The organism is Pseudarthrobacter polychromogenes (assembly GCF_014644495.1).
Taxonomy (GTDB): domain Bacteria; phylum Actinomycetota; class Actinomycetes; order Actinomycetales; family Micrococcaceae; genus Arthrobacter; species Arthrobacter polychromogenes.
The window spans coordinates 36,793-59,881 of record NZ_BMKU01000014.1 but is presented as its reverse complement, the minus strand read 5'-3'; the positions used below and the strand labels follow the sequence as shown (position 1 = coordinate 59,881).

General features: G+C 63.8%; 18 protein-coding genes and 2 pseudogenes. 10 read left to right on the top strand and 10 right to left on the bottom strand.

Annotated features, from left to right (window positions below):
* Nucleotides 1–11: 11 nt before the first annotated feature.
* Genes IEX43_RS17720 through IEX43_RS20575 form a run of 3 tightly spaced genes read right to left on the bottom strand, consistent with a single transcriptional unit; the run spans nt 12 to nt 3,774 of the window.
* Nucleotides 12–1,292, bottom strand: coding sequence for an MFS transporter (locus tag IEX43_RS17720; RefSeq protein WP_188813159.1), 1,281 nt, complete (start codon nt 1,290–1,292; stop codon nt 12–14).
* Nucleotides 1,293–1,352: 60 nt separating this feature from the next.
* Nucleotides 1,353–3,383 (bottom strand): glycoside hydrolase family 2 TIM barrel-domain containing protein, encoded by a 2,031-nt coding sequence (locus IEX43_RS17715; protein WP_377102919.1) that lies wholly within the window; start codon nt 3,381–3,383, stop codon nt 1,353–1,355.
* Nucleotides 3,337–3,774 carry a sugar-binding domain-containing protein gene (locus IEX43_RS20575; RefSeq protein WP_377102918.1) on the bottom strand — a complete coding sequence of 146 codons (438 nt, stop codon included), beginning with the start codon at nt 3,772–3,774 and terminating at the stop codon, nt 3,337–3,339. The genes IEX43_RS17715 and IEX43_RS20575 overlap by 47 nt, the downstream gene beginning before the upstream one ends.
* 210 nt (nt 3,775–3,984) lie before the next feature.
* Between IEX43_RS20575 and IEX43_RS17710 the strand changes: the two genes are divergently transcribed.
* Both IEX43_RS17710 and IEX43_RS17705 read left to right on the top strand, forming a co-directional pair.
* A complete protein-coding gene (locus IEX43_RS17710) occupies nt 3,985–4,698 on the top strand; it encodes a TetR family transcriptional regulator (RefSeq protein ID WP_188813155.1) in 714 nt (237 codons plus the stop codon).
* 222 nt (nt 4,699–4,920) lie between these two features.
* Nucleotides 4,921–5,469: pseudogene (locus IEX43_RS17705) on the top strand (recombinase family protein); the annotation flags it as partial.
* A 7-nt stretch (nt 5,470–5,476) separates the two neighbouring features.
* Here IEX43_RS17705 and istA read toward each other — a convergent pair.
* Nucleotides 5,477–6,422: pseudogene (istA, locus tag IEX43_RS17700) on the bottom strand (IS21 family transposase); the annotation flags it as partial.
* Nucleotides 6,423–6,770: 348 nt separating this feature from the next.
* Between istA and IEX43_RS17695 the strand changes: the two are divergent.
* On the top strand, nt 6,771–7,940 hold the full coding sequence (locus IEX43_RS17695) for a hypothetical protein (protein WP_188813153.1): 1,170 nt from the start codon (nt 6,771–6,773) through the stop codon (nt 7,938–7,940).
* Between the two features lie 109 nt (nt 7,941–8,049).
* Here IEX43_RS17695 and IEX43_RS17690 read toward each other — a convergent pair whose 3' ends face one another.
* The 3 genes from IEX43_RS17690 to IEX43_RS17680 all read right to left on the bottom strand — a co-directional run bounded on the left by IEX43_RS17690 (nt 8,050) and on the right by IEX43_RS17680 (nt 10,613).
* Nucleotides 8,050–8,847: a hypothetical protein gene (locus IEX43_RS17690; RefSeq protein WP_188813151.1), complete on the bottom strand. Its 798-nt coding sequence runs from the start codon at nt 8,845–8,847 to the stop codon at nt 8,050–8,052.
* A 325-nt stretch (nt 8,848–9,172) separates the two neighbouring features.
* A complete protein-coding gene (locus tag IEX43_RS17685) occupies nt 9,173–9,871 on the bottom strand; it encodes a hypothetical protein (protein WP_188813150.1) in 699 nt (232 codons plus the stop codon).
* A gap of 175 nt (nt 9,872–10,046) precedes the next feature.
* The gene (locus tag IEX43_RS17680; RefSeq protein WP_229666520.1) at nt 10,047–10,613 is read right to left on the bottom strand and encodes a hypothetical protein; all 567 of its coding nucleotides are present in this window, start codon (nt 10,611–10,613) and stop codon (nt 10,047–10,049) included.
* 833 nt (nt 10,614–11,446) lie between these two features.
* Here IEX43_RS17680 and IEX43_RS17675 point away from each other — a divergent pair.
* Nucleotides 11,447–11,653: a ribbon-helix-helix protein, CopG family gene (locus tag IEX43_RS17675; RefSeq protein ID WP_229666519.1), complete on the top strand. Its 207-nt coding sequence runs from the start codon at nt 11,447–11,449 to the stop codon at nt 11,651–11,653.
* The gene (locus IEX43_RS17670) at nt 11,650–12,018 is read left to right on the top strand and encodes a type II toxin-antitoxin system death-on-curing family toxin (RefSeq protein WP_188813146.1); all 369 of its coding nucleotides are present in this window, start codon (nt 11,650–11,652) and stop codon (nt 12,016–12,018) included. Before IEX43_RS17675 ends, IEX43_RS17670 begins: the two co-directional genes overlap by 4 nt.
* Nucleotides 12,019–12,705: 687 nt before the next feature.
* On the opposite strand, the gene IEX43_RS17665 is transcribed toward IEX43_RS17670, so the two are convergent.
* Nucleotides 12,706–14,097 (bottom strand): benzoate/H(+) symporter BenE family transporter, encoded by a 1,392-nt coding sequence (locus IEX43_RS17665; protein WP_188813144.1) that lies wholly within the window; start codon nt 14,095–14,097, stop codon nt 12,706–12,708.
* Between the two features lie 111 nt (nt 14,098–14,208).
* Nucleotides 14,209–15,093, bottom strand: coding sequence for a catechol 1,2-dioxygenase (gene catA, locus IEX43_RS17660; protein ID WP_188813142.1), 885 nt, complete (start codon nt 15,091–15,093; stop codon nt 14,209–14,211).
* Nucleotides 15,094–15,422: 329 nt separating this feature from the next.
* On the opposite strand from catA, the gene benA reads away from it, so the two are divergent.
* The 5 genes from benA to IEX43_RS17635 all read left to right on the top strand — a co-directional run bounded on the left by benA (nt 15,423) and on the right by IEX43_RS17635 (nt 22,784).
* Nucleotides 15,423–16,808, top strand: coding sequence for a benzoate 1,2-dioxygenase large subunit (gene benA, locus IEX43_RS17655; RefSeq protein WP_188813141.1), 1,386 nt, complete (start codon nt 15,423–15,425; stop codon nt 16,806–16,808).
* 35 nt (nt 16,809–16,843) lie between these two features.
* Nucleotides 16,844–17,380: a benzoate 1,2-dioxygenase small subunit gene (benB, locus tag IEX43_RS17650; protein ID WP_192044084.1), complete on the top strand. Its 537-nt coding sequence runs from the start codon at nt 16,844–16,846 to the stop codon at nt 17,378–17,380.
* 121 nt (nt 17,381–17,501) lie between these two features.
* Nucleotides 17,502–19,073 (top strand): benzoate 1,2-dioxygenase electron transfer component BenC, encoded by a 1,572-nt coding sequence (benC, locus tag IEX43_RS17645; RefSeq protein WP_188813138.1) that lies wholly within the window; start codon nt 17,502–17,504, stop codon nt 19,071–19,073.
* Nucleotides 19,073–19,900: a 1,6-dihydroxycyclohexa-2,4-diene-1-carboxylate dehydrogenase gene (locus tag IEX43_RS17640; RefSeq protein ID WP_188813136.1), complete on the top strand. Its 828-nt coding sequence runs from the start codon at nt 19,073–19,075 to the stop codon at nt 19,898–19,900. Before benC ends, IEX43_RS17640 begins: the two co-directional genes overlap by 1 nt.
* A gap of 52 nt (nt 19,901–19,952) precedes the next feature.
* Nucleotides 19,953–22,784, top strand: a complete 2,832-nt coding sequence (locus IEX43_RS17635) for an AAA family ATPase (RefSeq protein ID WP_188813134.1) — start codon at nt 19,953–19,955, stop codon at nt 22,782–22,784.
* Between the two features lie 23 nt (nt 22,785–22,807).
* On the opposite strand, the gene catC is transcribed toward IEX43_RS17635, so the two are convergent.
* The gene (gene catC, locus IEX43_RS17630) at nt 22,808–23,086 is read right to left on the bottom strand and encodes a muconolactone Delta-isomerase (protein ID WP_188813132.1); all 279 of its coding nucleotides are present in this window, start codon (nt 23,084–23,086) and stop codon (nt 22,808–22,810) included.
* Between the last annotated feature and the right edge of the window lie 3 nt (nt 23,087–23,089).

Here is a 23,089-nt window from a genome sequence, read left to right as displayed (position 1 = left end):
GTGTGGAAGGGTTACTTGACGCTCTTGATCTTGAGCACCAGCAACCCGCCGATCATGGCGATGACGCCGGCGATGGTGAACCAGAGCCCGTAGCCGCCACCGAACAGGGCGTTGCCAAGGGGAATGAAGACCACTCCGGCGAACAGGGGTGCGAGCACACCGGGCAGTGTGCCGGCCAGGTTCAGGATGCCCAGGTCCTTGGCCATCTCGTCCTGGTGGGGAAGTACCGAGATGCAGAGTGCCTGGTCCACCGCGAAGAACGTGCCTGCGCCCATCCCGATGATTCCCTGGGCAACCAGCAGGACGGTCAGCCCTGCAGCACCGAAGGTGGGTGAGACTGCGATGAGGATGACGCCGAGGCCCAGGACAATGCCGGAGGCCAGGACGAAGGGCTTGCGGCGCCCTACTTTGTCGGAAAGGTAGCCGCCGAGGATGCTGAAGATGACCAGGGTGCCGATGCTGGCCGCCTGGGCGAGGGCGTTGAACTTGAGCTGCGCGGCGGTGTCCATTCCGAACTCGGCGCCCAGGAACAGCGTGATGTAGGTCGAGGTCGCGCCGAAGCCGAGCAGCACGAGGGCCTTACTCAGCCACGCCCAGCCGAAATCAGGGTAGGTACGGGGGTGGAAGACGTAGGAGCCGAGGATCTGCTTGAGATCCATCTTGGTGGTGGGCTGGTCGGTGCGGACTTTGTCTTTGAGTACGATCACGAACACGATGATCGTAATCAGGCCGAAGATCGCGGGAACGGTGAAGCGGAGAAAGGTGGTGGGAAGCAGGGTCAGGAAGAGCGCGCCGCCGAGGATCGCGGCGGGCGTCACTGCACCGATGATGCCCGAAACCCCGCCACGCTTGGCTTCGGGTACCTGGTCGGCGAGGGTGGTGTGGTGTGCTGCCAGAGCGAAGTTTGCGCACAGCTGCACAAAGCACCAGGAGATCAGCAGGAGCGGGTAGTTCGGTGCCATGCCGCTGAGCACCAGGAAGATCGCGGTTCCGATGCCGCCGGCGAGGATGAAGGGCCGCCGCATGCCGAACCGCGAGGTGGTGCGGTCCGACAGACGACCTGCGACCGGCTGGACAAGGGTGGAGAAGAGAGCGCCGGCGCCGGTGAGCAGACCGAGCAGGGCGGGTGCGGCGTCCAGGCCTGACATCTCCTGGATCTTGACGGACAGGCCGCCATAGACGGGGGCGAGCAGGGCGACGTAGATACCGAACGATGAAAGCGCGAACGAGCCAACGTAGCCTCTCGGGGATTTCACCCTCGCCGGTTTCGTGGCCGTGATGGTTTCTGACACGGGGGAACTCCTTTGTTCATGGCAACAGCCTTGCACGGTGCGTGCCGGGCCGGGCGGGGTTTATCGGGTGGGGGAAGGTTCTGCAGTGATGGCCTCAACCGGAACGCCCGAGGACGGTGTAGCGGCCGGGGATTCGAGGCGGAGGATTACGTTTTGTGGTTCCATGCCAGCGCCTTGGACGGTAACGGTGGCTTCCCCTGGTTCGTGTCCGGCGCGGACGACGGCGAGGGCGCGGCCGTTGAACGTGTGGTGTGCGGGGGAAGCAAAGCCTTCGGTAGTGATTGCTTCCCCGGTGCCGAAACCGAGCAGGCTGGCGGCGCCTTCGACGCTTACCGTCAGCGTCCGGTCGGCCAGCGGTCGCAGGATTCCCTCATCGTCGGTGAGTTCGATGGGGATGTAGGCGAGGTCGTGGCCGTCCGCGACCAGTGTCGTCGTCTCGGGCTGCACGTCCAGGCGCAGGCTCCCGCCGGCACTTGTCAGCGTGCGGCGCCCAATCTCGGTGCCGTCCGCTGCGTAAGCGACCGCGGTGAGGTCCCCGGGCTGGTAGGGAAGCGTGAATTTGGTCAGGTAGTCCCCGTCCCGGCCGGATTCCGCCGTACCGACGGTGTGTCCGTTCAGGTGAAGTTCGATGCGCGCGGCGTCGGCGTAGACCTCGACCGTTGCTTCACGCCCTTCGCATCCTTCCCAGCTCCAGCTCGGGATGGAATTAGTGGCCCGCCAGCCGGTCTTGACGACCTTTTCTCCGGAGTGGTTGACCGGCTCGACCGCGATGTGCGGGCCGGTTGCGAGATGCCAGGCGATTTCGTTGAGGTAGGACTGTGTCTGGCGGAATCCGGTGATGTCGATGACCGGTTCGCCTGCGAGCAGCGCCGGGTACGGGTGGTAGATGGAACGCTTCGTGGTGCCGTACTGCTTGGTTGCCAGGCCGGCCTCACCAATGTAGTCCCAGCCGGTCCAGGCGAAATCGCCAATGACGTGGTCCAGGTGCTCGATCTGTTTCCAGATTTTCACGGTGTGCGCGGCGCGGGTTTCGCTGCCGACGATCACCCGTGCCGGGTGGAGTTTGGCGTCCAGTTCGTATCGGCCGGTCATGTAGTTGTAGCCGGCGACGTCCAGGGCAGCGAACGCCTCACGGGTGCGTTTGTCGACCGCTGGAAGCCGGACGATCTTATCCAGCATCCGGTCAAGAATTCCGATGATGAGGTTCAGGACGCCGATTAGGTTCTTGTTCGGGTTCTCGCCGGTCTCCCGTGCAGCGTCGGCCTTCTTGGCGAGTTTCTCCTCGTCCTGGGGAGAGATGAGGTTCAGGAACCCGTTGATGCCGTTGGTTACGAGGCGCGTTGGATCCAGTTCGCGGGTCCGGTCGGCGATCCGTCGGTTCATCTCAATTCCCCGCGGGGTTGCGGTCTCGGCGATCTCGTTTCCGATGGAGTACATGATGACCGACGGGTGGTTGAAGGCGTTGGCCACCAGGGCTTCCAGGTCATCCTCCCAGCACTCCACGAAGTTCTGGCTGTAGTCGTTGAGTACCTTGGGCCGGAACCAGGCGTCGGTCAGTTCATCCATGACCAGGACCCCGTGACGGTCGCAAGCGCTCAGCAGGGAGCGTGAGGCGGCATTGTGGGCACTGCGGATAGCGTTGAATCCGCTTTCCTTCAGGATGCGGATCCTGCGTTCGTCGGCAGCGTCGAGTGTGTGCGCACCGATCACACCGTTGTCGTGGTGGATCGCCGCTCCGCGGAGCTTGAGCGGTTCTCCGTTGATCCTCAGTCCCCGACGGGCATCGACGGTGACCATGCGAATTCCGAAGTCGTCGCTGGCTGTATCGATCGTTGAGTTTGCGGCCAGGATACGGGACGTTGCCCGGTGCAGTTGCGGCGTCCCCGGTGACCACAGCGCGGCATCGCTGATCTCCAGATGCTGTCGGGCCGTGGCAGAACCAGCCGCAGGAACAGTAAGGCTGCTCCTGGAGGTGGCCACGAGGATCCCCTGGGGGTCCAGAATTTCCGTGACAACGTCCACGATCTGCGCATCAGCTTCACGGTTATAAACCGTCGTCTCGGCCAGAACGGTCGCCGCAGTTCCAGCCAGGGCCGTCGTGGAAAGCCGGAGTCCTTTCGGAGCGATATGTGTCCGCTCCCCGATCAGCAGTTGGACCGGGCGGTAGATCCCGCTGCCGGTAGAAGCGACCATTGGGTTCATCATCGTTGTGCGCCACAACTTCGATGATGTTTTCTTCCCCGTAGTTCAGAAAAGCATCCAAAACCACATGGAAGAGTGCATACCCCGAAGCCCTGCCTCCCGCGCGTTTCCCGTTCACGAAAACTTCCGAGCGGTGATACACGCCTTCGAACTCCAGAACGACGGTCTGGTGGCGCCAATCCGAGGGAACCCCGAACGACTTGGTGTATGTGTACACGCCGCCAGGGTAGTAGCCCGTGTTGCCCACGTTGCGGGTGTTCGGATCCCGCGCCTCGAACATCATGGCGTCGTAAGGGACTGTAACCGGCCCAACGGTCGCAGCCTGTGCCGAGCCGTCGCTCCGAACGTACCAGTTTTGGTCAAATGAAGTGCTAATCAACGGGGTTCACCTTCGTCTTTGAGTTTCCCGGGCGGGAAACTTGTTTCCCGTGGGGGAAACGCTAGACTGTTATACAGATCACGTCAATAGGTAGGGCTCGAGGAGGACACCATGACTATTCAGACGGAGAGTATTTCGAGCTCTAAGGGACGCAAGCGCGGGGGCCCGTTGCGCATCAACCAGAGCATGATCGTGAAAGCCGCTCGAGCAATGGATCCGGCAACATTGACCATGCAGGCTGTCGCCGACGAACTTGGCGTCGACCGCAAAGCCCTCAACTACCACGTCACGGACCGCGAAGGGTTGCTCCGCCTTCTGGCGGCCGATGTCTTTGAGTCAAGTTTCACCGAGGGGTTTAGTGCGCATTTCGAGGCCGCAGGGGTGACCGCCGACACCGACTGGAAAACGGCCATCCGGGTCTGGGCGGGGACCGTGCGGGACAGTATGGTTTCTACCAACGTTGTGAGCAACTACTTCCGACTCAACAGCGACAATCTTGCCGTTTTTGAACCAGCTGAGCTGGTGCTTCAGCACATGATCCGGGCAGGGTTCGACCTGCCCACCGCAGGCAGGGGGCTCGCCTTTGTCACCCATTTCGCCATGGCCGTAGGCAGGGACATCATCATGGAGCAGCAACTCGGCGAACACCCGCAGGCACCCGAAGTGCGCCGGCTGATCGAAAAAGCCGAGGACGCTGGCGGCTATGAAGCCTTCCGGGCACTCATCGCATTGGAGATCAACGGGCCCCAGGACATTGGGGCCCAGTTCGACTTTGAAGTCGACATCTTTATCGCAGGCATGGAACGGCAGCTACTGACTCGATAGGCCAGGAAAAATCAGGTCAGCTCACGGTGGCGGAGTTTCTATGGCGGTGTGATTGGTAATGGGGGTCTCGAAAAACAACAGCTTTTCAAGACACCCCTCCGGGGCAGGGATGAGCCGGTCGGGTCTGCGGGAAAGCAGGGCTGCCTGCGTCTCGGAAACGCGTCTCGCCACCAGTCGTCTCGCCGAGAGTACAGCGGGGACTTTTCGAGTCAGAATGGCCTGGTGAGGCTACTTGGTTACACGCGCGTCAGCACTCCCAGTCAGGATGCCAAGCTGCACCTGGACGCGCTGGTGACCGCTGGCGTGCAGAAACGTGACGTCTTCGCGGACGTGACTTCGGGCAGCAAGACCGCCATCGAGCGGCCCGGAATGAGAAGACTTCTCGAGTACGCCGAGGAGGGCGACACCGTTGTGGTGTGGCGGGTCGACCGGTTGGGCCGGTCGCTGATTGATGTGCTCAACACCGTGACCCTGCTGCGCGACCGCGGCATCCACGTCAGATCTATCTCGGACGGCATCGACCCCACGACCTCAACGGGCCGGCTGATGCTGAACATGCTCGCCACCCTCGCGGAGTATGAGCGCGAGCTGATCGTTGAACGTGTCAACGCTGGCATCACGGCCGCCAGGCAGAACGGAACCCGATTCGGCCGGCCGGCGTCTGACCCTGCCGTCATCGCGGACAAGCTGGCGATCGCCCAGGACGCCCGTGCGAAGGGCCGTACTGCGGAAGACGCTGCCCGGCTCGTGGGCTGGAGCCGTGCAACGCTGTCCTCTGCCGGCAACCTGGCCAGGAACGGCCGTTCGATCTCGAAGTCCTGGCCTATGGTGCGGATCCTGTCATTGATCCTCCTGTCCTCGTCCTGGGCTTCCCATTTGCGGATCCGGTCGTTGAGCTCGTCCAGGGAGTCAGCAACCGGCATCGGTGAAAGCCGGTTGCGGCGGAACCAGCCCACCTCACCTTCAACGCCGCCCTTTTCGTGGGCCCCGGCGATGCCGGGCTGGCAATAGAAGGGGTCGAAGCCGTAGTGGGAACGGAACAACACCCATCTGTCGTTCTCCCGGCGCTGCCGGCCCTGACCGAACACCACAGCGGTGACAGCACTGGTGAGGTTGTCATAGCGGATGTGTTTAGTCGGGATGCCGCCCAGAACCTTGAAGGCCTCGATGTGCCCTTCAAGGAAGGCCTCCTGGGCCTGGGTCGGGTAGATCCGATGGATGGCCCTGCCCGAATGCGATAACCGGAAAATGAACAGGTGACACTTCGTCTTCACCCCGTTCAGCACGACATAGACCTCGCCGAAGTCCACCTCAGCCTCAGCACCCGGAGCGTGTTCCTGAGGAACGAACACCTCAACCCGGCGGCCGGCCTCCACATCAATCTGGGCCCGACGGACCCTTACGTAATCACGGACCGTCGAATACGACAGCTCCTGCGCTCCGTGCTCTTCTATGAGCCGGGCCAAAATCCTGCGTGCAGTATGGCGCTGCTTCCGCGGCGCCGTCGTGTCCTCGATCAGCATCGCATCGATCGCGCCCTTAAAAGGCTCCAGCCTCCAGGACACGCCTTGCCTCTGTTTACGCTCCGGAGGGGCAGCCGAATCCAGTGCCTGCCTTACCGTTCGCCTGTGAACCCCGTACCGGACCGCCAACGCACGAACCGACAGGCCCTCAACCCGGGCGTCCCTTCGAATCCGCGCGAACAACTCCACTCTCGACTCCATCCAGACCAGCCTTCCGCCGCATCCATCCAGTGATGAATCCAACGTTGAAGGTGGGGCCACAAATAACCGCCACAGGTGCCCGGCGAGTCATGAAGGGGGGCCAGAAATAACCGTCCTGCCGGGGCCATATAAACCTGTCACAGCCAGTTCTGATGACGTCTTACAACCCTTAGGTTCGCCAGCTCGACTTGCGAGCTCAATTCCACCGCTTATTCAACTAAATAGCAGCTAATACCCGCCTGCGCGAGTTTTTAGTTGGTTTGCCGTCCGTCACCAAGGCTTCTGGCAACAGCCCGTATACTGACGCAGGTAACTTGATGCGAGAGAGATTCACCCTACAATTTCCTTGTGACTACACCTGGGCCCGGGGCCGAAACAGATGGAACCTCACCAGGCACTTTAGAAACGTTCGCGGCCGCGGCGCTAGAGGACGCTGGTGAACGCAGGAAAACCGAAATTGAAATTGGTTGGTGGGACGTTCCGCGTCTTCCCATTCAGCTTCTGTCTACTTGGTGGAGTGGACTAAAGGCCAAAACTCGGTCAGTACTGCGCGTAACCGTATGGATTCTTGCGCTTGTTGTCGCTGCAGGCCTTATCTGGCTTGTCTCACTTGCTCTGCAGTGGAAGAGCGCCCAGGCGTGGGAGGACTTTCTTCAAGACTTTGTAACCAGTCCGGCTGCAGCTGGTACCGCAGCAGTACTAGCTGCAGTTATTGCGGCCACCACTTTCAACAAAGGTCTCCAGCACACCAAGGATGAAGCTCGGGACAAAGCGTGGTGGGACAAGTTTGAATGGGTGACTGACAGAATCGTTCCGAAGGACCCCAAGCAGGAACGGTTGCCTAGCGGACTGGCACTGGACCTGCTAGATGCTCTCAAACGTACCTCGCAGGGTGCATTTCAGCAGCGTGCTGTTAGAGGCATTAAACAAACGTATATCAACGGCCGGCGAACTGACCCTGCTACGGCAAGCATTGGAGATCTAAGAGCTCAGTGGAGGGAAGTCCAGACCTTCGCAGACTCTTCCTGGCACACAGGAGACGTCACGTCCGCTCTTCGCAATTACGCCTATAACCTCGCTACCACAATTGCGCTGCGCGAGGCTTGGGATGCAGGAAAAATGAAGTTCAACCCCCTAGTTGGGAGGTCGAACAACAGAATCGACGTTCTCCTCAGACACGACGGCATGTCAGCAGTAGTCATAAGCCGGTTCCTCAAAGAGGACTCTCGAATTGGCTTCTTGGACCAATTGAATGATTATGACGCACGCCGCATGAAAGCTACGGAAGGCATGGAAGGACGGGCCCTCATCGTCGTGGTCAATCGGCCTCCATCTTCTCGCGCGTTTAGGGCACGCAGGAATTTGGACATCGTCAGGGTGCTGCACTGGGAACAGCACCTTGGCGCGGAGGCGCTCCGCGACAAGATTCAGGAGACCCTCCGAAATTTTGTTCCACCGGCGGACCCGCAAACGGTAAAGATGCAGGACACTGACATTCCCACCACCTGTGTCGACTAATCAGCGTCGCAGGCTTGTCTCGTAATGCTTGCGTTTTGAGGCGCCTCGGTTATGAGACCTGTAGGTGGGTTTCAGAGAAGGAGCCGGCGCCCGAGGGCGGGATCGCCCATCACATCAACTGGTCGGATTTGAACACGATCGAGTCGAAGACGACGCGTGCCTCTCTCATCAGCTCCGGATTGACCGACTCGTCGATATGGCCCACAGCGACCACAGCCCGCTGGCCGTTCAGATCGACCACCCGGTAGGTTTCGCGCTCGCCGCGAGTCGAGTACCCGTGTGTGCAGGTGAATCTATTTTCTGAGTAGATACATAACCTGTCGGCGCCGCAGGCGTTGATGTCCACATCGCCCTCGACGGAGTGGTCGAACTCGAAGCCGGAGTAATTGCCTACCATGACCTTGGCGGGAGGACTGCTTGCCGTTGACGACTGCGCCGCCATAGCCCTGAGGAAGGCCTCGACCGACGGACCGACGTCGGCAAGGGCGCCCATCCAGGCGCATGCGTCCATCGACACATAGTTGGCGGGCCAAAGAGTCACGTAGACGGCCCATTCAGCCGGGTGATCCGGGTCGCCCTTGCCCAGGCTTTTGCTGTCGAGAGCAAACCAGCCGTCTGGGACGGTGATTTCGAAAGGCTCCGTGTAGCCGGCGACGGGGACGAGGTATGTGCCGGCGTCGATATCGCCACTCTCCGGCAGCGGCGGGACCGTGCGGGTGCCCCCTCCGTCCGGCAGTGGCGGGGCCGTGCGAGCCTCCGTAGTCGGAGAACTGGCGGACGGGAGAGGGACGTTATCGGGCTCATACTGGCACCCGCCGCGACAGCCAATCAGTGCGATAGCGACCAGGGGCAAGAGTTGGCGCGACCGCTGAGCAGCGGCCTTTTTGAGGGGTGTTATGGAGCTCATCGATCCACCAAGCCGCTGCAGGGTGCTGTGAGGCTCCGCAGCCGGGTGGCCCCGCGGGCGGCCCGAGATGGGAGGCCGTCGCTTCAAGTCTCCTCCGGCTCAGAACCCGTGACAATGAAGAGTTGCACGGAGACCAGATTCGACTCATGCAACCCCGAAATGACAGGAGCGCCCTGAGGCAGTGTTGTGGGAGTGGCAGCTTTTCACCGCCCGGGTCTAACTAGCCCGAGAGATCTGGCGGCAATGCGTCTTATAACCCTTGGGATTTGAGACACATAGGTAATGAGAAAGAGCCTCAGAGGATTCCCTGGTAGAAGACCGCGGGCTAGACGATTGCTCCGGTATCAAGCCGCCGGCGCCGGGAGTGACGGGGGAGCCACCAGGCCCAATAGGCGATCATGAGTCCAGCCGTCGCGGCCCCACCCGCGTAGACCCAGGGCGAAGACCATGACCCTTCGGGGGTGGGAATAGCAAAGGCAACCACGACGGCAGCCACGGCCAGAACGACCTCCACGGCAGCCTGCAGTGGTCTGGCCCGGTACGCAGGGTAGGCCAGCCGGACAAGGGGAATGATCGGGAGCAGGAACAGGCCCAGGCTGGGAATCGGGTAGATCCCGTTGAACGTGTAGATCGTCATGCCCAGCAGTAACAGTCCATGGAATTTCAACACTTGAACGGCCGGGAGCGGGTTCCCCGGCGTCCACCGGCTCAGGAGCAACCCCCAGGCTGGCAGCCCGAGCAGCCAGCCGCCGCACCACCAGCCGACGTTCGTCAGCGCAAGCGGCACGAGCAGGGCGCCCGGAAGCAGGAACGCCACGGCCTGCCGCAGCGACGGGAGCTTTCTTGTCGGGCCAAAGATGCATGCCCCGATCAGCAGGTAGGTGGCCACATACCAAGGCAGCAGCTGGATCACCGGATCGGCCAGGTTGAACACCATCAGCGTGAGAGCGGGGACCATGACGCAGACGGCGGCGAAAGCCCACGGACGGCCGTCAGTGTTCGGCGTGGCATCCCCCAATGTCATGGACGCACTCTACCCGCTTCAAAGGAGCACCGAGCCGAACACTGACTAGGCCGGGCCGTAAGCAGCTTGTATTGAAACGCTAGCATTTTGAGGCGCCTCGGTTATGAGACATGTAGGTGGGTTTCAGAGAAGGAGGCCGGCGCCCGAGGGCGGGATCACCTATCGGATCAGCTGGTCACTTGTCGGACCCGAACACGATCGAGTCGAAGACGGCGCGCGCCTCTCTCATCAGGTCCGGATTGACCGATTCGTCGATATGGGCCACCGCGACGACAGCTCGCTGGCCCTTCAGGTCGACCACCCGGTAGGTTTCGTGTTCATTCTGAGTTGAGTACCAGCGTGAGCAGTCGTATCTAGATCCTGAGTGGATGCATAACTTGCTGCCGTCGCAGGCGTTGATGTCCACGCTGCCCTCGACGGAGTGGTCGAACTCGAAGCCGGAGTAATCGCCCACCATGATCTTGGCGGGAGGAGTGCTTGCCGTTGACGACTGCGCCGCCATCGCGTTAACGAAGGCCTCGGCCGACGGACCGACATCGGCCAGGGCGCCCATCCAGTTGCATGCGTCCTTCGACACATAGTCCGCGGGCCAAAGAGTCAGGTAGACGGCCCATTCAGCCGGGTGATCCGGATCATCCTTGCCCAGGCTGTCGCCGTCGAGAGCAAACCAGCCGCCTGGAACGGTGACCTCGAAAGGCTCCTCGTAGCCGGCGACGGGGACTAGGTATGTGCCGGCGTCCATATCGCCACTCTCCGGCAGCGGTGAGACCCTGCCGGTGTCGCCGCCGCCCGACTGCGGTGGGACGGTGCGGGCCTCCGTAGTCGGAGAACTGGCGGTCGGTTGCGGGACGTCATCGGACTCATACTCGCATCCGCCGAGACACGCAATCAGTGCGATAGCCAGAAGGGACAAGAGATGGCGCGACCGCGGAGCGGCCATTCCGGGGGGTGTCATGGAACTCATGGATCCAACAGGCCGCTGCAGACGACTGTGAGGCCCCGCAACCAGATGGCCCCGCGGGCGGCCCGAGATGGGAGGCCGTCGCTTCAAGTCTCCTCCGGCACAGAACCTGTGACAATGAAGAGTTGCACGGAGACCAGTTTCGACTCATGCAGCCCCGAAATGACAGGAGCGCCCTGAGGCAGTGTTGTGGGAGTGGCAGCTTTTCACCGCCCGGGTCTAACTAGCCCGAGAGATCTGGCGGCAATATGCGTCTCGTAACCCTTGGGAAATGAGATGTCTCATTTCCGCGGAGAAACGTCTGACCTGGACGGTCGCTGATTTTCTACGGAATCTTGTACGAGCGATGGTAAGGGCGATTCTCGTAGCTATGTCTCATAACTTCGTAGCCAATACCTGGTACTCATCCTTGGTTATGAGACAGGTGAGCGGGCGTCGGTTCGAGGGCGTTAGAGCGAGGCTGGAAGTAGACACACTTCTGGATTCAGCAGCGTAGCGTCTTGAAAAACAACAGAGCTTTCCAAGAAACCGCGACCCTGCTTGGGTGAGTCTGGTCCAATTAGCGAGGCGTGCAGCTCAGTCAAGGACGGGTACCGGTTTGGTACCATGTAGGCATGGCTATGAATCTCCGTGTCCCTGAAGACCTCGATCGGCGGCTGGAGAAGTTGGCTGCCGAGGAACATACGTCGAAGTCCGCGCTTCTGTTGCAGGGCGCAGAGTTGGTTCTGCAGCGCCACGCGCGCCGACGTGAAATCAGCGCAGGTCTTGATTTTGTCATGAGTCATGACGCTGATCTGCTGAAGCGCCTTGAAGACGCGTGACAGCGTACCTGGACATTGAGGATGCACTTCAGGTAGTTGATCGGTACGGCTTCCATATCCGTGATGTTGGGTTGTTGGCCTCGGCATTGGCCAGGCCGGCTACGACTGTCATGGGCGCGGAAGCCTATCCGGAACTCGCGGTGAAGGCGGCAGCCTTGTTGGAGTCGGTCGCGCGGTTCCATCCACTCATTGATGGCAACAAACGGACGGCGTGGACGCTCATGGTGCTGCTGCTGTGGATCAACGGTTACCGGCATGACTTCAACACGGATGAAGGCTTCGACCTCGTCGTCGGAGTCGCCGCAGGCACTATCGACCTGCCGAACGCTGCCGCCGAGATTTCCAGGCATCTGGTGCCCCGGTAGTCCTCCAACGCCCCCGAAAGGGGGTGTGGACAATGTCCACACTTTTCGTCTCGTACTGGGCCAAACAGCCTTCGGACTGCCTCGGATTCCGCATGTTTACGCCGGTTCCCAGTGTTTGCACGGGCTGGAATGCAGTTCGAGTCCCACCTCGGGCACAGCATATCCCCTCGTCAGAGGGGTTTTTTGCTTTAACGTGCGTACAGATCTTGTGGCACCGTCGCTCTGCCGGGTGGTTCGCCGACTGTGGCCTGGCCGCCGCGATGGCCTCTTCAGGTGTGAGGTGACGGGTTGAGGGTCCTGGCTGGTGCGCTCTCCGCCTGCTGTGGTGGGTTCCGTGGTTTCTTGGCCAACACCGTTCATGGGCGAAGGTACGTGGGACTACATGACTTCGCCGACTTTGGTATGAATGCCTTCTTGCGGGACTTCTCTCAGACATCACGGGAGCCATCGAATCGCTGTGGGCGCCCCGCGCCCCGCCCAGTCAACAAAGCGTGGGCTGGTGACGCGCTGCCTGCCTGCCGGGGGACTGCCTTCGGTGGAGGCCGACCCCTCCGACGTTTCGGCCGGTGATTCTCGCGCAGCCTAAAAGGAAAGACACGTGAATTGCTTGATTGGCCACATAGGCCTGGTGCTTCAGCTGTTGCGCATCCACGACCTGGCGTTGTGGGCGGCGGAGCTGAGTATCCCTCAGTGAGACTGAGGTCCTCCGCTTGGTGCGGGGCTGGTCCGAGGAAGACCTTGCGGGTTGATCCCCTCAAGATCGAGATGGTCCGGACGCTCCAGCAGCCGTGAAACGGCGTATCCGATGACCAGGCCCCAGAAGGCTGCGTGGATGTTGAACAGATCCAGGCCGGAGATGGTCACGACGAAGGTCACCAGCGCTCCAAGAGTGAAGGTGGTGGAGAAGGCGGTCACGAACGCCTGCTGGAGTGCCCGCAGCATCGCAATTCCGCCAAGGACCAGGACGAATTCCTTCGGCGTGGCGAGCATCAGCCGGGTCAGGGTGGGAGCCAGCGCGGCGCCGGCCAGGGCGAGGCAGCCGTAGGTCACCGCTGCTGTGTACTGCCGTTCTTTAACTCCCGACGACGTCAACAGGGCGTTCGTAGGGCCCGTCACGCAGGCGGATACGGCACCCAGGCTGGCGTTCAGCAGGGAGAACACGCCGGACACGATGGCGAAGACGTTCACCGGTGGCAGGTGGCCGGCGGCCCGGAGCACGGCGATGCCCTGGCCGTTTTGGACGAAGAGGACCGTCAGCGCCAGGGGGACCACCAGTTCCAGCTGCGCCGCCCACGTGAAGACGGGAGGAGTGAAGACCGGGGCGGCCAGGAGCGGCCCGGGTACGCCGGCGACAAACTGCCCGCTGACTGCCACCGCCAGGCAGCCGGCCACGAGGGTCCCGAGGACCGGGGGCAGGAACTTCCCCAGGGCAGGTACGGCGGTCAGGAGCAGGAAGGCGCCCACCATCGGCGTGGCAATGGCCGGATTGGACTGGCTGGAGGAAACGATGTCCGTACCGAAGCGGAGGAAGACGGCGGCAACCATGGCCATGACGATCGGCATGGGAATCATCACCATGATTCGCCGGACCACCCCTGTTGCCCCTAAGGCCAGGATGAGCAGCCCGGCAGTGAAGAACGTGCCTACTACTTCCGCGAATGAAAGGTGCTGCAGCGACGGCCCGAGCAGTACCGTGCCTGGAATCGACCAGGCGAATCCCAGCGGCTGCCGGTACAGCAGCGACATGAGGAGTGTCGCGGCGCCGCCGGAGAACAGGATGCCGAAAACCCACGAGGCGAGCTGGTCCTGGCTGAGCCCGCCCGCTGCCCCGACCGCCAGGGTGACGGCGATGGGCCCGGAGGCGGTGAAGACCAGGCCAATGGCGCCGTTGGACAGGTAGGCGGGTGCCACGTCCCGAAGGAAACGTCGTGGTCCGGCCGGACGGCGTCCGGGCCGTTCCAGGAGCGGTTGCTGCGCAGGCGGCACCTCCGCGGCCGGCAGCCCGGGCGCCGCCTCTGCATGGACGGGTGCTGCTGCGGTTTCGGGCTGGGTGCATGGGTCCTTGCGGGAAGTGGGCATCCTGGCTCCTGGCTGCGTGGTCAGAAAGGACAGGCGCCCCGGAGATGCAGCTCCGGGGCGCCTGGGTTGCCGGGATCTGGCGCCCGGCCTCAAACAGGCAGGGGCAAAGACCTACTTGGTCTCGCCTTCCTTGGCGAGGATGTAGTTGTAGACAACTTCCTCGCCCGCGCCGCCGTCCGTGCGGGGGCGGGGGTCCAGCATCAGTTCCGGCTTGACGGCCGAGGCGATGTCGTCGGCGTTGTGCGGGTCGCCCGGGAAGTAGAGCTGCTGGGTGACAGGCTGGTAGCCGGGTGCCGAGACCTTGATGTGGATGTGGGCCGGGCGCCAGGCGTGCCAGCCGGCCGCCTCGATGAGCTGGCCGCAGGCGCCGTCCGTGGGGATCTGGTACGGCGCCGGACGCATGGTGTTGATTTCGAAGCGGCCCTGGTCGTCAGCCTTGACCGTGGCGCGGAAGAGCCATTCGGGCAGGCCCGGGGCGTACTGCGAGTAGAAACCGGCGGCGTCCGCGTGCCAGATTTCCACCTGGGCGTTCTGGAGGGCGCTGCCGTTGGTGTCCGTGAACTGGCCGGTGAAGCGCAGCGGGGTGCCCTCCTCGCCGTCGCGCATGAGGACAGTGGCCGGCGTCGCAAGGTCCGGTGACCCTGGCACGTAGTAGGGGCCCTCGATGGTGCCCTTGGTGCCGGGGCGCTCCTGGGAGTTGACGTCCTCCACCGTGTGCTCCAGCCACACGTCAAGGAACAGCGGCCATTCGCCGTCGGTACCTACCTTGATGAGCCACGCCTTCAGGGCGTTGTACTCCTCGTAGGTGACCTCGTGCTCAACGACGATGTCATTCGCGGCCTTGATGAGCGCGCCGGCCAGCAGGCTCACGCGTTCCTTGGGCACGTTCAGTTCCGAAAGCTTGCCGGAAGCGGTGAAGCGTTCGGTGGCCTTCGAGCCGGCTTCAACGGCCGTGCCCTCGTTCTCGTTCCGGATATCCACTTGGGTCTCAGTCATGGCGGTCTCCACCTTCGTCTTTGAAATTGGGGCCCAGGAAGGTCTCCTGTACCCGCCGCGGGACGCCGGCACAGGAGAACCTGCGGGCCGTGGCGTCGCGTGATGTCTGTCTCATCGTAGGTCCGAAGATAATGACGAAACAAATATTGATAAGGCCGGTTCTTAGTCATTATCAGGACATAAACACACCCTTGGTGGACCCTAGGTGTTTGCCTGATGTGGGACGAGTCACGGCGGGGAAGGATTGCCTCTAACGTCCACGGCCGGCGCCGCCGCCAGCCCGGACCTCCCGCCCATCCGTCCAGCAATCTCCAATGAGGGAGCACGCCATGACCGAGAACCTGATCCATGCCCGCGAGGTCCTTGCCGACGCCGTGATCGACGACCGTGAAAACGGCATCATCCGGGCCAAGCGCGAAATCTTCACCGACCAGGACATCTTCGAGCTCGAGATGAAGCACATCTTCGAAGGCAACTGGGTATACCTGGCCCACGAGTCCCAGATCCCCAATGTGGGTGACTACTTCACCACGTACATCGGCCGCACCCCGGTGATGATCACCCGGGACAAGGACGAGAAACTCAACTGCCTGGTCAACGCCTGTTCGCACCGCGGCGCCATGCTGTGCCGCCGCAAGACGGACAACCGCACCACCTTCACCTGCCCGTTCCACGGCTGGACGTTCAAGAACTCCGGCGAACTGCTGAAGGTCAAGGATTCCAGGAACGCCGGCTACCCCGAGACCTTCAACAAGGAAGGCTCGCACGACCTCACCCAGGTGGCCCGCTTCGAGTCTTACCGCGGCTTCCTGTTCGGGTCGCTGAAGGCTGACGTGCTGCCGCTCGAGGAGCACCTGGGCGATGCCACCAAGGTGATCGACTCGATCGTTGACCAGTCACCCGAAGGGCTGGAGGTGCTGCGCGGATCATCCACCTACACCTACGACGGCAACTGGAAGGTACAGGCCGAGAACGGCGCGGACGGCTACCACGTCACGGCCGTGCACTGGAACTACGCCGCCACCACAGCCCGCCGCAGCGCCGGTGACTCCGCCAACAAGACCAAGGCCATGGACGCCGGCAAGTGGGGCAAGGTCAAAGGCGGCTTCTACTCCTACGACCACGGCCACCTGCTCCTGTGGCAGGAATGGACCAATCCCGAGGACCGTCCGCTCTGGGACCGCCGCGAGGAACTGGTCCAGAAGTACGGCGAGGAGATGGCCAACTTCATGATCAACATCTCGCGAAACCTGTGCCTGTACCCGAACGTCTACATCATGGACCAGTTCTCCTCGCAGATCCGCCACTTCCGGCCGATTTCCGCGGACCAGACCGAGGTGACGATCTACTGCATCGCGCCCAAGGGCGAGTCCCAGGAGAACCGCTCCAAGCGCATCCGCCAGTACGAGGACTTCTTCAACGCCACCGGCATGGCCACACCGGACGACCTGGAGGAATTCCGCTCCTGCAACAAGACCTACTGGGCCACCAGCGCCCCGTGGAACGACATGACCCGAGGCTCTACGCACGAGATCGCCGGCCCGGACGAGCAGGCCCAGGCCCTGGGCATGACCAGGGTCATCGCCTCCGGCGTGCGCACCGAAGACGAAGGGCTCTACCCCATCCAGCACGGGTACTGGAAGGAAGTCATGGACCGTGCCCTGGTGGACGAAGAGGACCGCGCCGCGCTGGATTCCGTCCCCGCCTCCGCCTGACAGAGCCCACCGGAACCACAGAGAGCGCAGAACCCATGACAAACCTGACCCAAACCGCCCCGGTCCTAAAGACCGAAGAGGAGATCGCAACCCTCGAAACGGTCCGGGCCTTCCTTTACCGGGAAGCCCGCCTGCTGGACGACCGCCAGTTCGATGAATGGCTGGAGTGCTACCACCCGGATTCCGAATTCTGGATGCCGGCCTGGGACGTGGACGACCAGCTGACGCAGGACCCCCAGAACGAGATCTCCCTGATCTACTACGACAACCGCGGCGGCATCGAGGACCGGGTGTTCCGGATCAAGACCGACCGGTCTTCGGCGACCTCCCTCCCCGAGCCGCGCACGGGCCACAACATCACGGACGTTGAGGTTTTGGCGAACGACGGCGGCCGCGTCGAGGTGCGCTTCAACTGGTTCACCCTGTACTTCCGCTACAACACGACGGACACATACTTCGGCACCAGCTACTACACGATCGACCTTTCCGGCCCCGAGCCGGTGATTCTGAAGAAGAAAGTAGTCCTGAAGAACGACTACATCCACCACGTGGTGGACGTCTACATGATCTGACCCGCCCAGTGCGGCGCCCGGAGTTCCCCGGCGCCGCACTGCAGGTCCCATTCCGTGCCCGCCGGGCACGCCAGAACTTTCCCGGGACGCGACGACGCGCCCGCACAGCCAGGAGGACCCCATGGGCCACAAAGTAGCCCTCAGCTTCGAAGACGGCGTCACCAAAGTCATCAAGGTCGGCGACTATGAGACCGTCATGGACGCGGCCTACAAGGCGCGCATCAACATCCCGTCGGACTGCCGCGACGGCGCCTGCGGCACCTGCAAGGCTTTCTGCGATTCGGGGTCCTTCGACCCGGGCGACTACATCGACGACGCCATGACCGAAGAGGAACTCGAAAAGGGCTACCTGCTGACCTGCCAGGCCGTCCCGGAATCCGACCTGGCCATCCAGATCCCGGCCACGTCGGAATCGGCCAAAACGGCGGCGGCCACCTTCACCTCCACCATCAAGGAGCTTAACCGGCACACGGACACCACGGTGTCCTTCACCCTTGAGGTGGACAACCGGGACGCACTTGCTTTCCTTCCCGGCCAGTACGTCAACCTCAAGGTCCCCGGCACCGACGCCGAGCGGTCCTACTCTTTCAGCAGTGGCCCCGAGGTTCAGGACGCGTCCTTCATGGTCCGCGTCACCCCACAGGGCGCCATGTCCGAATACCTGCGTGACCGCGCCGCAGTAGGCGACTCCGTTGAATTCACCGGCCCCTACGGCTCGTTCTTCCTGCGAGAACCCAAGCGGCCCCTGCTGCTCCTGGCCGGCGGCACCGGACTGGCCCCGCTCCTGTCCATCCTGGAAAAACTCTCCGAAAAGCCGCCGTCCAGCCCGGTCCACCTCATTTACGGGCTCACCCGGGAGGCGGACATCGTGGGCCTGGACTGGCTGCGTGCCTACGAAGCGAAGCTGCCCGGCTTCACCTGGGACTACATCGCCTCCGAGCCCGGCACCTCGGCCCCGCACACCGGCTACGTCACCCAGATCATCCAACCGAAACACCTCAACGACGGAGACGTGGACATCTACCTCTGCGGCCCGCCCCCCATGGTCAACGCCGTCTCCAAGTGGCTGGACACTGAAGGCATCCAGCCCGCCAACTTCTACTTCGAGCGGTTCGCTCCGAAGGAGACGACCGGAGGCGACGCCGAAACGGGTGCCCCGGCGCCGGCCGGGAAGATCCGGGCCGAAGGAGACACGATGAGCCGCGGCGAGGCAGTGTCCTCGCTGGAGACCGGCCGGCTGGATTTCCGCAAGGAAGACAGCTTCGCACAGCTGGACGCCCGCATGGGCCTGGAGTTGGCGGTGAGCGAATTGCTGCTGGGCAGGCTCAGCGAAGCGCAGCTGCGCCAGTTCCGCCGGCTCGCCGAAGCCACCACAGCGTCAGTGGACGGCGGGAACATCAGGGACCCCGAGGAGTTCGCGCGCACCAACGAGGAATTCCACGAGTACCTCTTCATGGTCTGCGACAACCCCATGTTGTTGGAGTCCTACCGGCGCCTGGATGTGCACGCCCAGATGGCCGCGGCCCTCGACGCCGGAACGCCGATCTTCGAGCGGGTCACCCAGGACCACCTGGACATCGTGGACGCCTTTGAACGTGGTGACAAGGACCGCCTCCGCGCCGTCATCACCGCACACGCCCACGACGCTAAGGACACCATGGCCGGCGCCATCGACGCCAAGGCCGCCCTCTGATGGCTGCGCCGTACGCCGGGCAGTTCGTGACCCCCGGCCGTTTCGGCGGCAAGGTCGCCGTCGTCACCGGTGCCGCCCAGGGGATCGGCCGGAAAGTGGCCGAACGCATCGGCGCCGAAGGCGGGGCAGTGGTCCTGGTGGACCGCGCGGAACTGGTCCACGACGTGGCCCGCGGCATCGGAGAGGCCGCCAAGGTCTCCGGTTCCGGTGGTTCGGCCACGTCCGTCACAGCGGACCTGGAGACCTTCGCCGGCGCCAACCGGGCCGTCAAGGCTGCGCTTGCAGCCCACGGACGCGTGGATGTCCTGGTCAACAACGTTGGCGGCACCATCTGGGCGCGCCCCTACGAGGAATACGACGAGGACAAGATCGAAAAGGAGATCCGCCGCTCGCTGTTTCCGACCCTCTGGAGCTGCCGGGCGGTCCTGCCGGCGATGCTGGAACAGGAATCGGGGACCATCGTCAACGTGTCCTCGGTTGCCACCCGCGGCATGCACCGCGTCCCGTATGCCGCGGCGAAGGGAGGCGTCAACGCCCTGACCCAGGCCCTGGCCATGGAGGTTGCCGGCCGCGGCATCCGCGTGGTTGCCACTGCGCCGGGCGGCACCGAAGCTCCACCGCGGAAGGTCAAACGTGGCCCGGAAGCCGAATCCGCCACCGAGAAGGCCTGGTACCAGGTGATCGTGGACCAGACCGTGGAATCGTCCTTCATGAAGCGCTACGGCACCCTGGACGAGCAGGCCGCGCCCATCGTGTTCCTCGCCTCCGACGAAGCGTCCTACCTCACCGGCAGCATCCTTCCGGTGGCCGGCGGGGACCTGGGCTAGCATGGACCCCCGCCGGAACGGGCGGGCAGGGCGCTCCGGTAGACTGGCGGCCATGACTGCGGGGTCCGTCCAGGGCGACATTGGCGCGGATTCGGCGCTGGTAGGCCGCGAGGCAGTGTTCGCTGAGCTCGCGGAAATCCTCCGCACCGTCCGTAAGGGCAAGGTGGCCGCCGTGGTCCTCACCGGGCCCGCCGGCTCCGGCAAAACCGCGGTGCTGGAGTCCTTCCTGGAACACTGCCGCACGGGGGCCCGCGGCGTCCGCGTCCTTTCCGCCATGGGCGACGAGTGGGAAGCGCAGTTTGCGCTCGCGGGCTATTCGCAGCTCATGCTCGCCCCGCCGCTGCGTTCGGCGAAAGCGTACGACGGCGGCCCGCACCTTCCGGCGGGTCCCCTCGCCTCCCTGAGTACGGACCAGGTGGTCAACTACGCGTCGACGCTGGGCACCCACCTGGAAGGGCTGCAATCGCACGGGAGCGTGGTGGTCGCCGTCGACGACGTCCACAAACTCGACGTGGAAAGCCTGCGTATCCTCACATTCGTCATGCGCCGGCTGCACGGCAAGAAGATCCTGTTCCTGCTGACCCTGGACCCCGCCGACGCGCCGCGCATCCCGGCAGGCGTCCTGGACTACCTCACCGGGCACCAGGTGGTCCGCATTCCCATGGAGCCGCTCACTCCGCAGCAGGTCCAGGAAGTGGCCCGGCGCCTGCACGGCATCGACCTCAGCGTCACTGCGGCCCACGGCCTGGTCCGGCACACCGGGGGTCTGCCGCAGCCCGTGACGGAGCTGCTGCGCGAACTGCCCGCCGAGACGTGGCTGAGCTGGTTCCCCGCGCTGCCTCCCTCCTCCCGGCTGCGCGCACGCGTGCGCAGCGTCCTGGACTCCGCCTCGGCCGCCCTCGTTGCCGTGGCCGAAGCCGCGTCCGTGCTGGGCCGCAGCGCCGGACTGCACGAAGTCGCAGCCGTCAGCGGGGTGGAGTCCGTCCTCGATGCCCTGGACGAAGGCCACCGCGCCGGCCTCCTGCGGCTGTCCGTGGACCAGGCGCGCTCCGCCGTCGTGTTCGTTGAACCCGGAACGGCGGAGGCGATCTACGAGCAGATTGTTCCCAGCCGCCGGATCGCGCTGCACCGGCTGGCTGCAGAGGCCGTGCAGCCGGAGGGTGAAAAACTCGGGCACCGGGTCTCCGCCACACCGGCAGGGGACCAGGCCCTCGCCGAGGAGCTCGAGGATTTCGCCGCCCGCCAGGCCGCTGTGGGCGCATGGCAGGACGTGGCCACGGCCCTGTTTTCCGCATCGCGGCTGTCCCTGGACATCCGGGCCCGCAACGACCGGCTCCTGCGCGCCGTCGACGCGCTGGTGGGAGCCGGGAATGTTGCCGAGGCGCAGAGCTGGTCGGCCGCCGTGGACGCGCTGCCGCCGTCGCCGCTGCGCTCTTCGGTGCTGGGCTACCTGTCTACGGTGTCCGGCCAGAACGACAGCGCCCAAAGCCAGCTGGAAATGGCCTGGCGCACCAGCAACCCGGAGCGCGACCCCCAGGCTGCCGCGCAGGTGGCGCAGCGGTTCGTGCTGCACGGGGTGGCGTCCTGGGACGGCCCGATGATCACCGGCTGGGCGGAACGCGCCATGTCGTTGACCGAACCAGGGACGCCGGCGCATGTCGAGTCCGAAGCCATCTATGGCCTGGGCCTGTACGCCTGCGGCCGGCTGGGGGAGGCGGAGGCCTCGTACCAGCGCGCCTTCGGTCACGCCGCCGAGAATGCGCAGAAGCAGCGGGTGCAGATGGGTGCCGGCTGGCTGGCGCTGCGGATGGACAATGTCGAATCGGCCCTGGTGAACTTCGAGTCGGCGGCCCCCACCGAGTACCGCGGCGGGTCCCTGCGGATTTCCCTGTGGGCCGAGGCGTGGCTGGCCCGCACCCACCTGGTGCTGGGGAACTGGGATGCCGCGGCGGCCACCATCGCACGGTCCAGCGTCCGCCTGGAAACCTCCCGGATGCCCCTGATCCGGCCCCTCCTGTACTGGACCGCCGCGGAGCTATGGTCCATGCGTGGGGACTGGGACCGGGCCCGCTATTACGTCTCGCAGGCCGCGGTCCAGCCGGGGACGTACCGGGCCATGCAGGTGCCCGCCAGCCTGGCGCGGGCACGCTTCCATGAGGCGCGGGCAGACTATGAGAGCGCCCTGGCCGTGCTCCAGCCGCTGACCGAGCTGGACCCGTGGACCGAGGACCGGGTGTCCTTCTGGCCTTGGCAGGACACCTATGTCAACGCACTTGTCATGACCGATCAGCTGGATACCGCCGACGCCTTCCTGACGTCCTTCGAGGGGCTGCGGCGCGAGCGGGAAGTCCCCTCCGACATGGCCAGGATGGCGTGGGCGCGGGGCCGGCTTCTGGCGGCGCAGGGGGATCCGGACACGGCGAGGGAGCATTTCGAGGCGGCCCTGGGGCATCTTCGCGGGCTCAACCGGCCCTACCTGCGGGCGCGGATCAGCTTCGCCTTCGGGCAGAGCATGCGGCGCGCCGGGAAACGGCGGCTGGCGTCATCGGTGCTGCGCGCGGCGCGGGACCTCTACGACTCATTGGGCGCGGCGACCTATGTGGAGCGCTGCGACAGGGAGCTCAAGGCGACCGGTCTCGACGTCGGACATCTTCCCGACCCCGCCGATGCGGTGCTCACCGCCGCCCGCGACCACCACCTCCAGCTCACCGCGCAGGAGCAGGCGGTGGCCGAGCTCGTAGCCGGGGGAGCCACCAACAAGGAAGCGGCCCGGGCGCTGTTCGTGGCGGAGAAGACCGTGCAGTACCACCTCACGCGGCTCTACCGGAAGATGGGCATCCGCTCCCGCAGCGAGCTCGCCGCCGCGTTCCGGGCAGGGGACTGACCCGGAACGCGTCGGTGCTTGTCTTACTTAATGTCGGAGGGATGCTTGGCCAGCGGAACCACCGAGATCTCCATGTACGGGAACAGGGGCAGGTTCTGCAGGATGTCGTGGAGTTCGTCGTTGGAGTCAACGTCAAAGATCGAATAGTTGGCGTACTCACCCACCACGCGCCAGATTTCCGGCCACTTGCCCGAGCGCTGCAGTTCCTGCGAGTAGGCCTTCTCCTTCGCCTTGATTCCGGCCGCCTCGGAGGCGGGCAGGTCTGCGGGCAGTTTCACGTCCATATGGACCAGGTACTTCACTGT

Bases quoted from the DNA above. Each gene is read 5' to 3' on its own strand.
- IEX43_RS17690 (WP_188813151.1), bottom strand. From the start codon at position 8,847: ATGAGCTCCATAACACCCCTCAAAAAGGCCGCTGCTCAGCGGTCGCGC.
- benC (WP_188813138.1), top strand. From the start codon at position 17,502: ATGGGCCACAAAGTAGCCCTCAGCTTCGAAGACGGCGTCACCAAAGTC.
- IEX43_RS17640 (WP_188813136.1), top strand. From the start codon at position 19,073: ATGGCTGCGCCGTACGCCGGGCAGTTCGTGACCCCCGGCCGTTTCGGC.
- IEX43_RS17675 (WP_229666519.1), top strand. From the start codon at position 11,447: ATGGCTATGAATCTCCGTGTCCCTGAAGACCTCGATCGGCGGCTGGAG.
- benA (WP_188813141.1), top strand. From the start codon at position 15,423: ATGACCGAGAACCTGATCCATGCCCGCGAGGTCCTTGCCGACGCCGTG.
- catA (WP_188813142.1), bottom strand. From the start codon at position 15,093: ATGACTGAGACCCAAGTGGATATCCGGAACGAGAACGAGGGCACGGCC.
- IEX43_RS17685 (WP_188813150.1), bottom strand. From the start codon at position 9,871: ATGACATTGGGGGATGCCACGCCGAACACTGACGGCCGTCCGTGGGCT.
- IEX43_RS17680 (WP_229666520.1), bottom strand. From the start codon at position 10,613: ATGGACGCCGGCACATACCTAGTCCCCGTCGCCGGCTACGAGGAGCCT.
- IEX43_RS17665 (WP_188813144.1), bottom strand. From the start codon at position 14,097: ATGCCCACTTCCCGCAAGGACCCATGCACCCAGCCCGAAACCGCAGCA.
- benB (WP_192044084.1), top strand. From the start codon at position 16,844: ATGACAAACCTGACCCAAACCGCCCCGGTCCTAAAGACCGAAGAGGAG.
- IEX43_RS17710 (WP_188813155.1), top strand. From the start codon at position 3,985: ATGACTATTCAGACGGAGAGTATTTCGAGCTCTAAGGGACGCAAGCGC.
- IEX43_RS17635 (WP_188813134.1), top strand. From the start codon at position 19,953: ATGACTGCGGGGTCCGTCCAGGGCGACATTGGCGCGGATTCGGCGCTG.
- IEX43_RS20575 (WP_377102918.1), bottom strand. From the start codon at position 3,774: ATGTTCGAGGCGCGGGATCCGAACACCCGCAACGTGGGCAACACGGGC.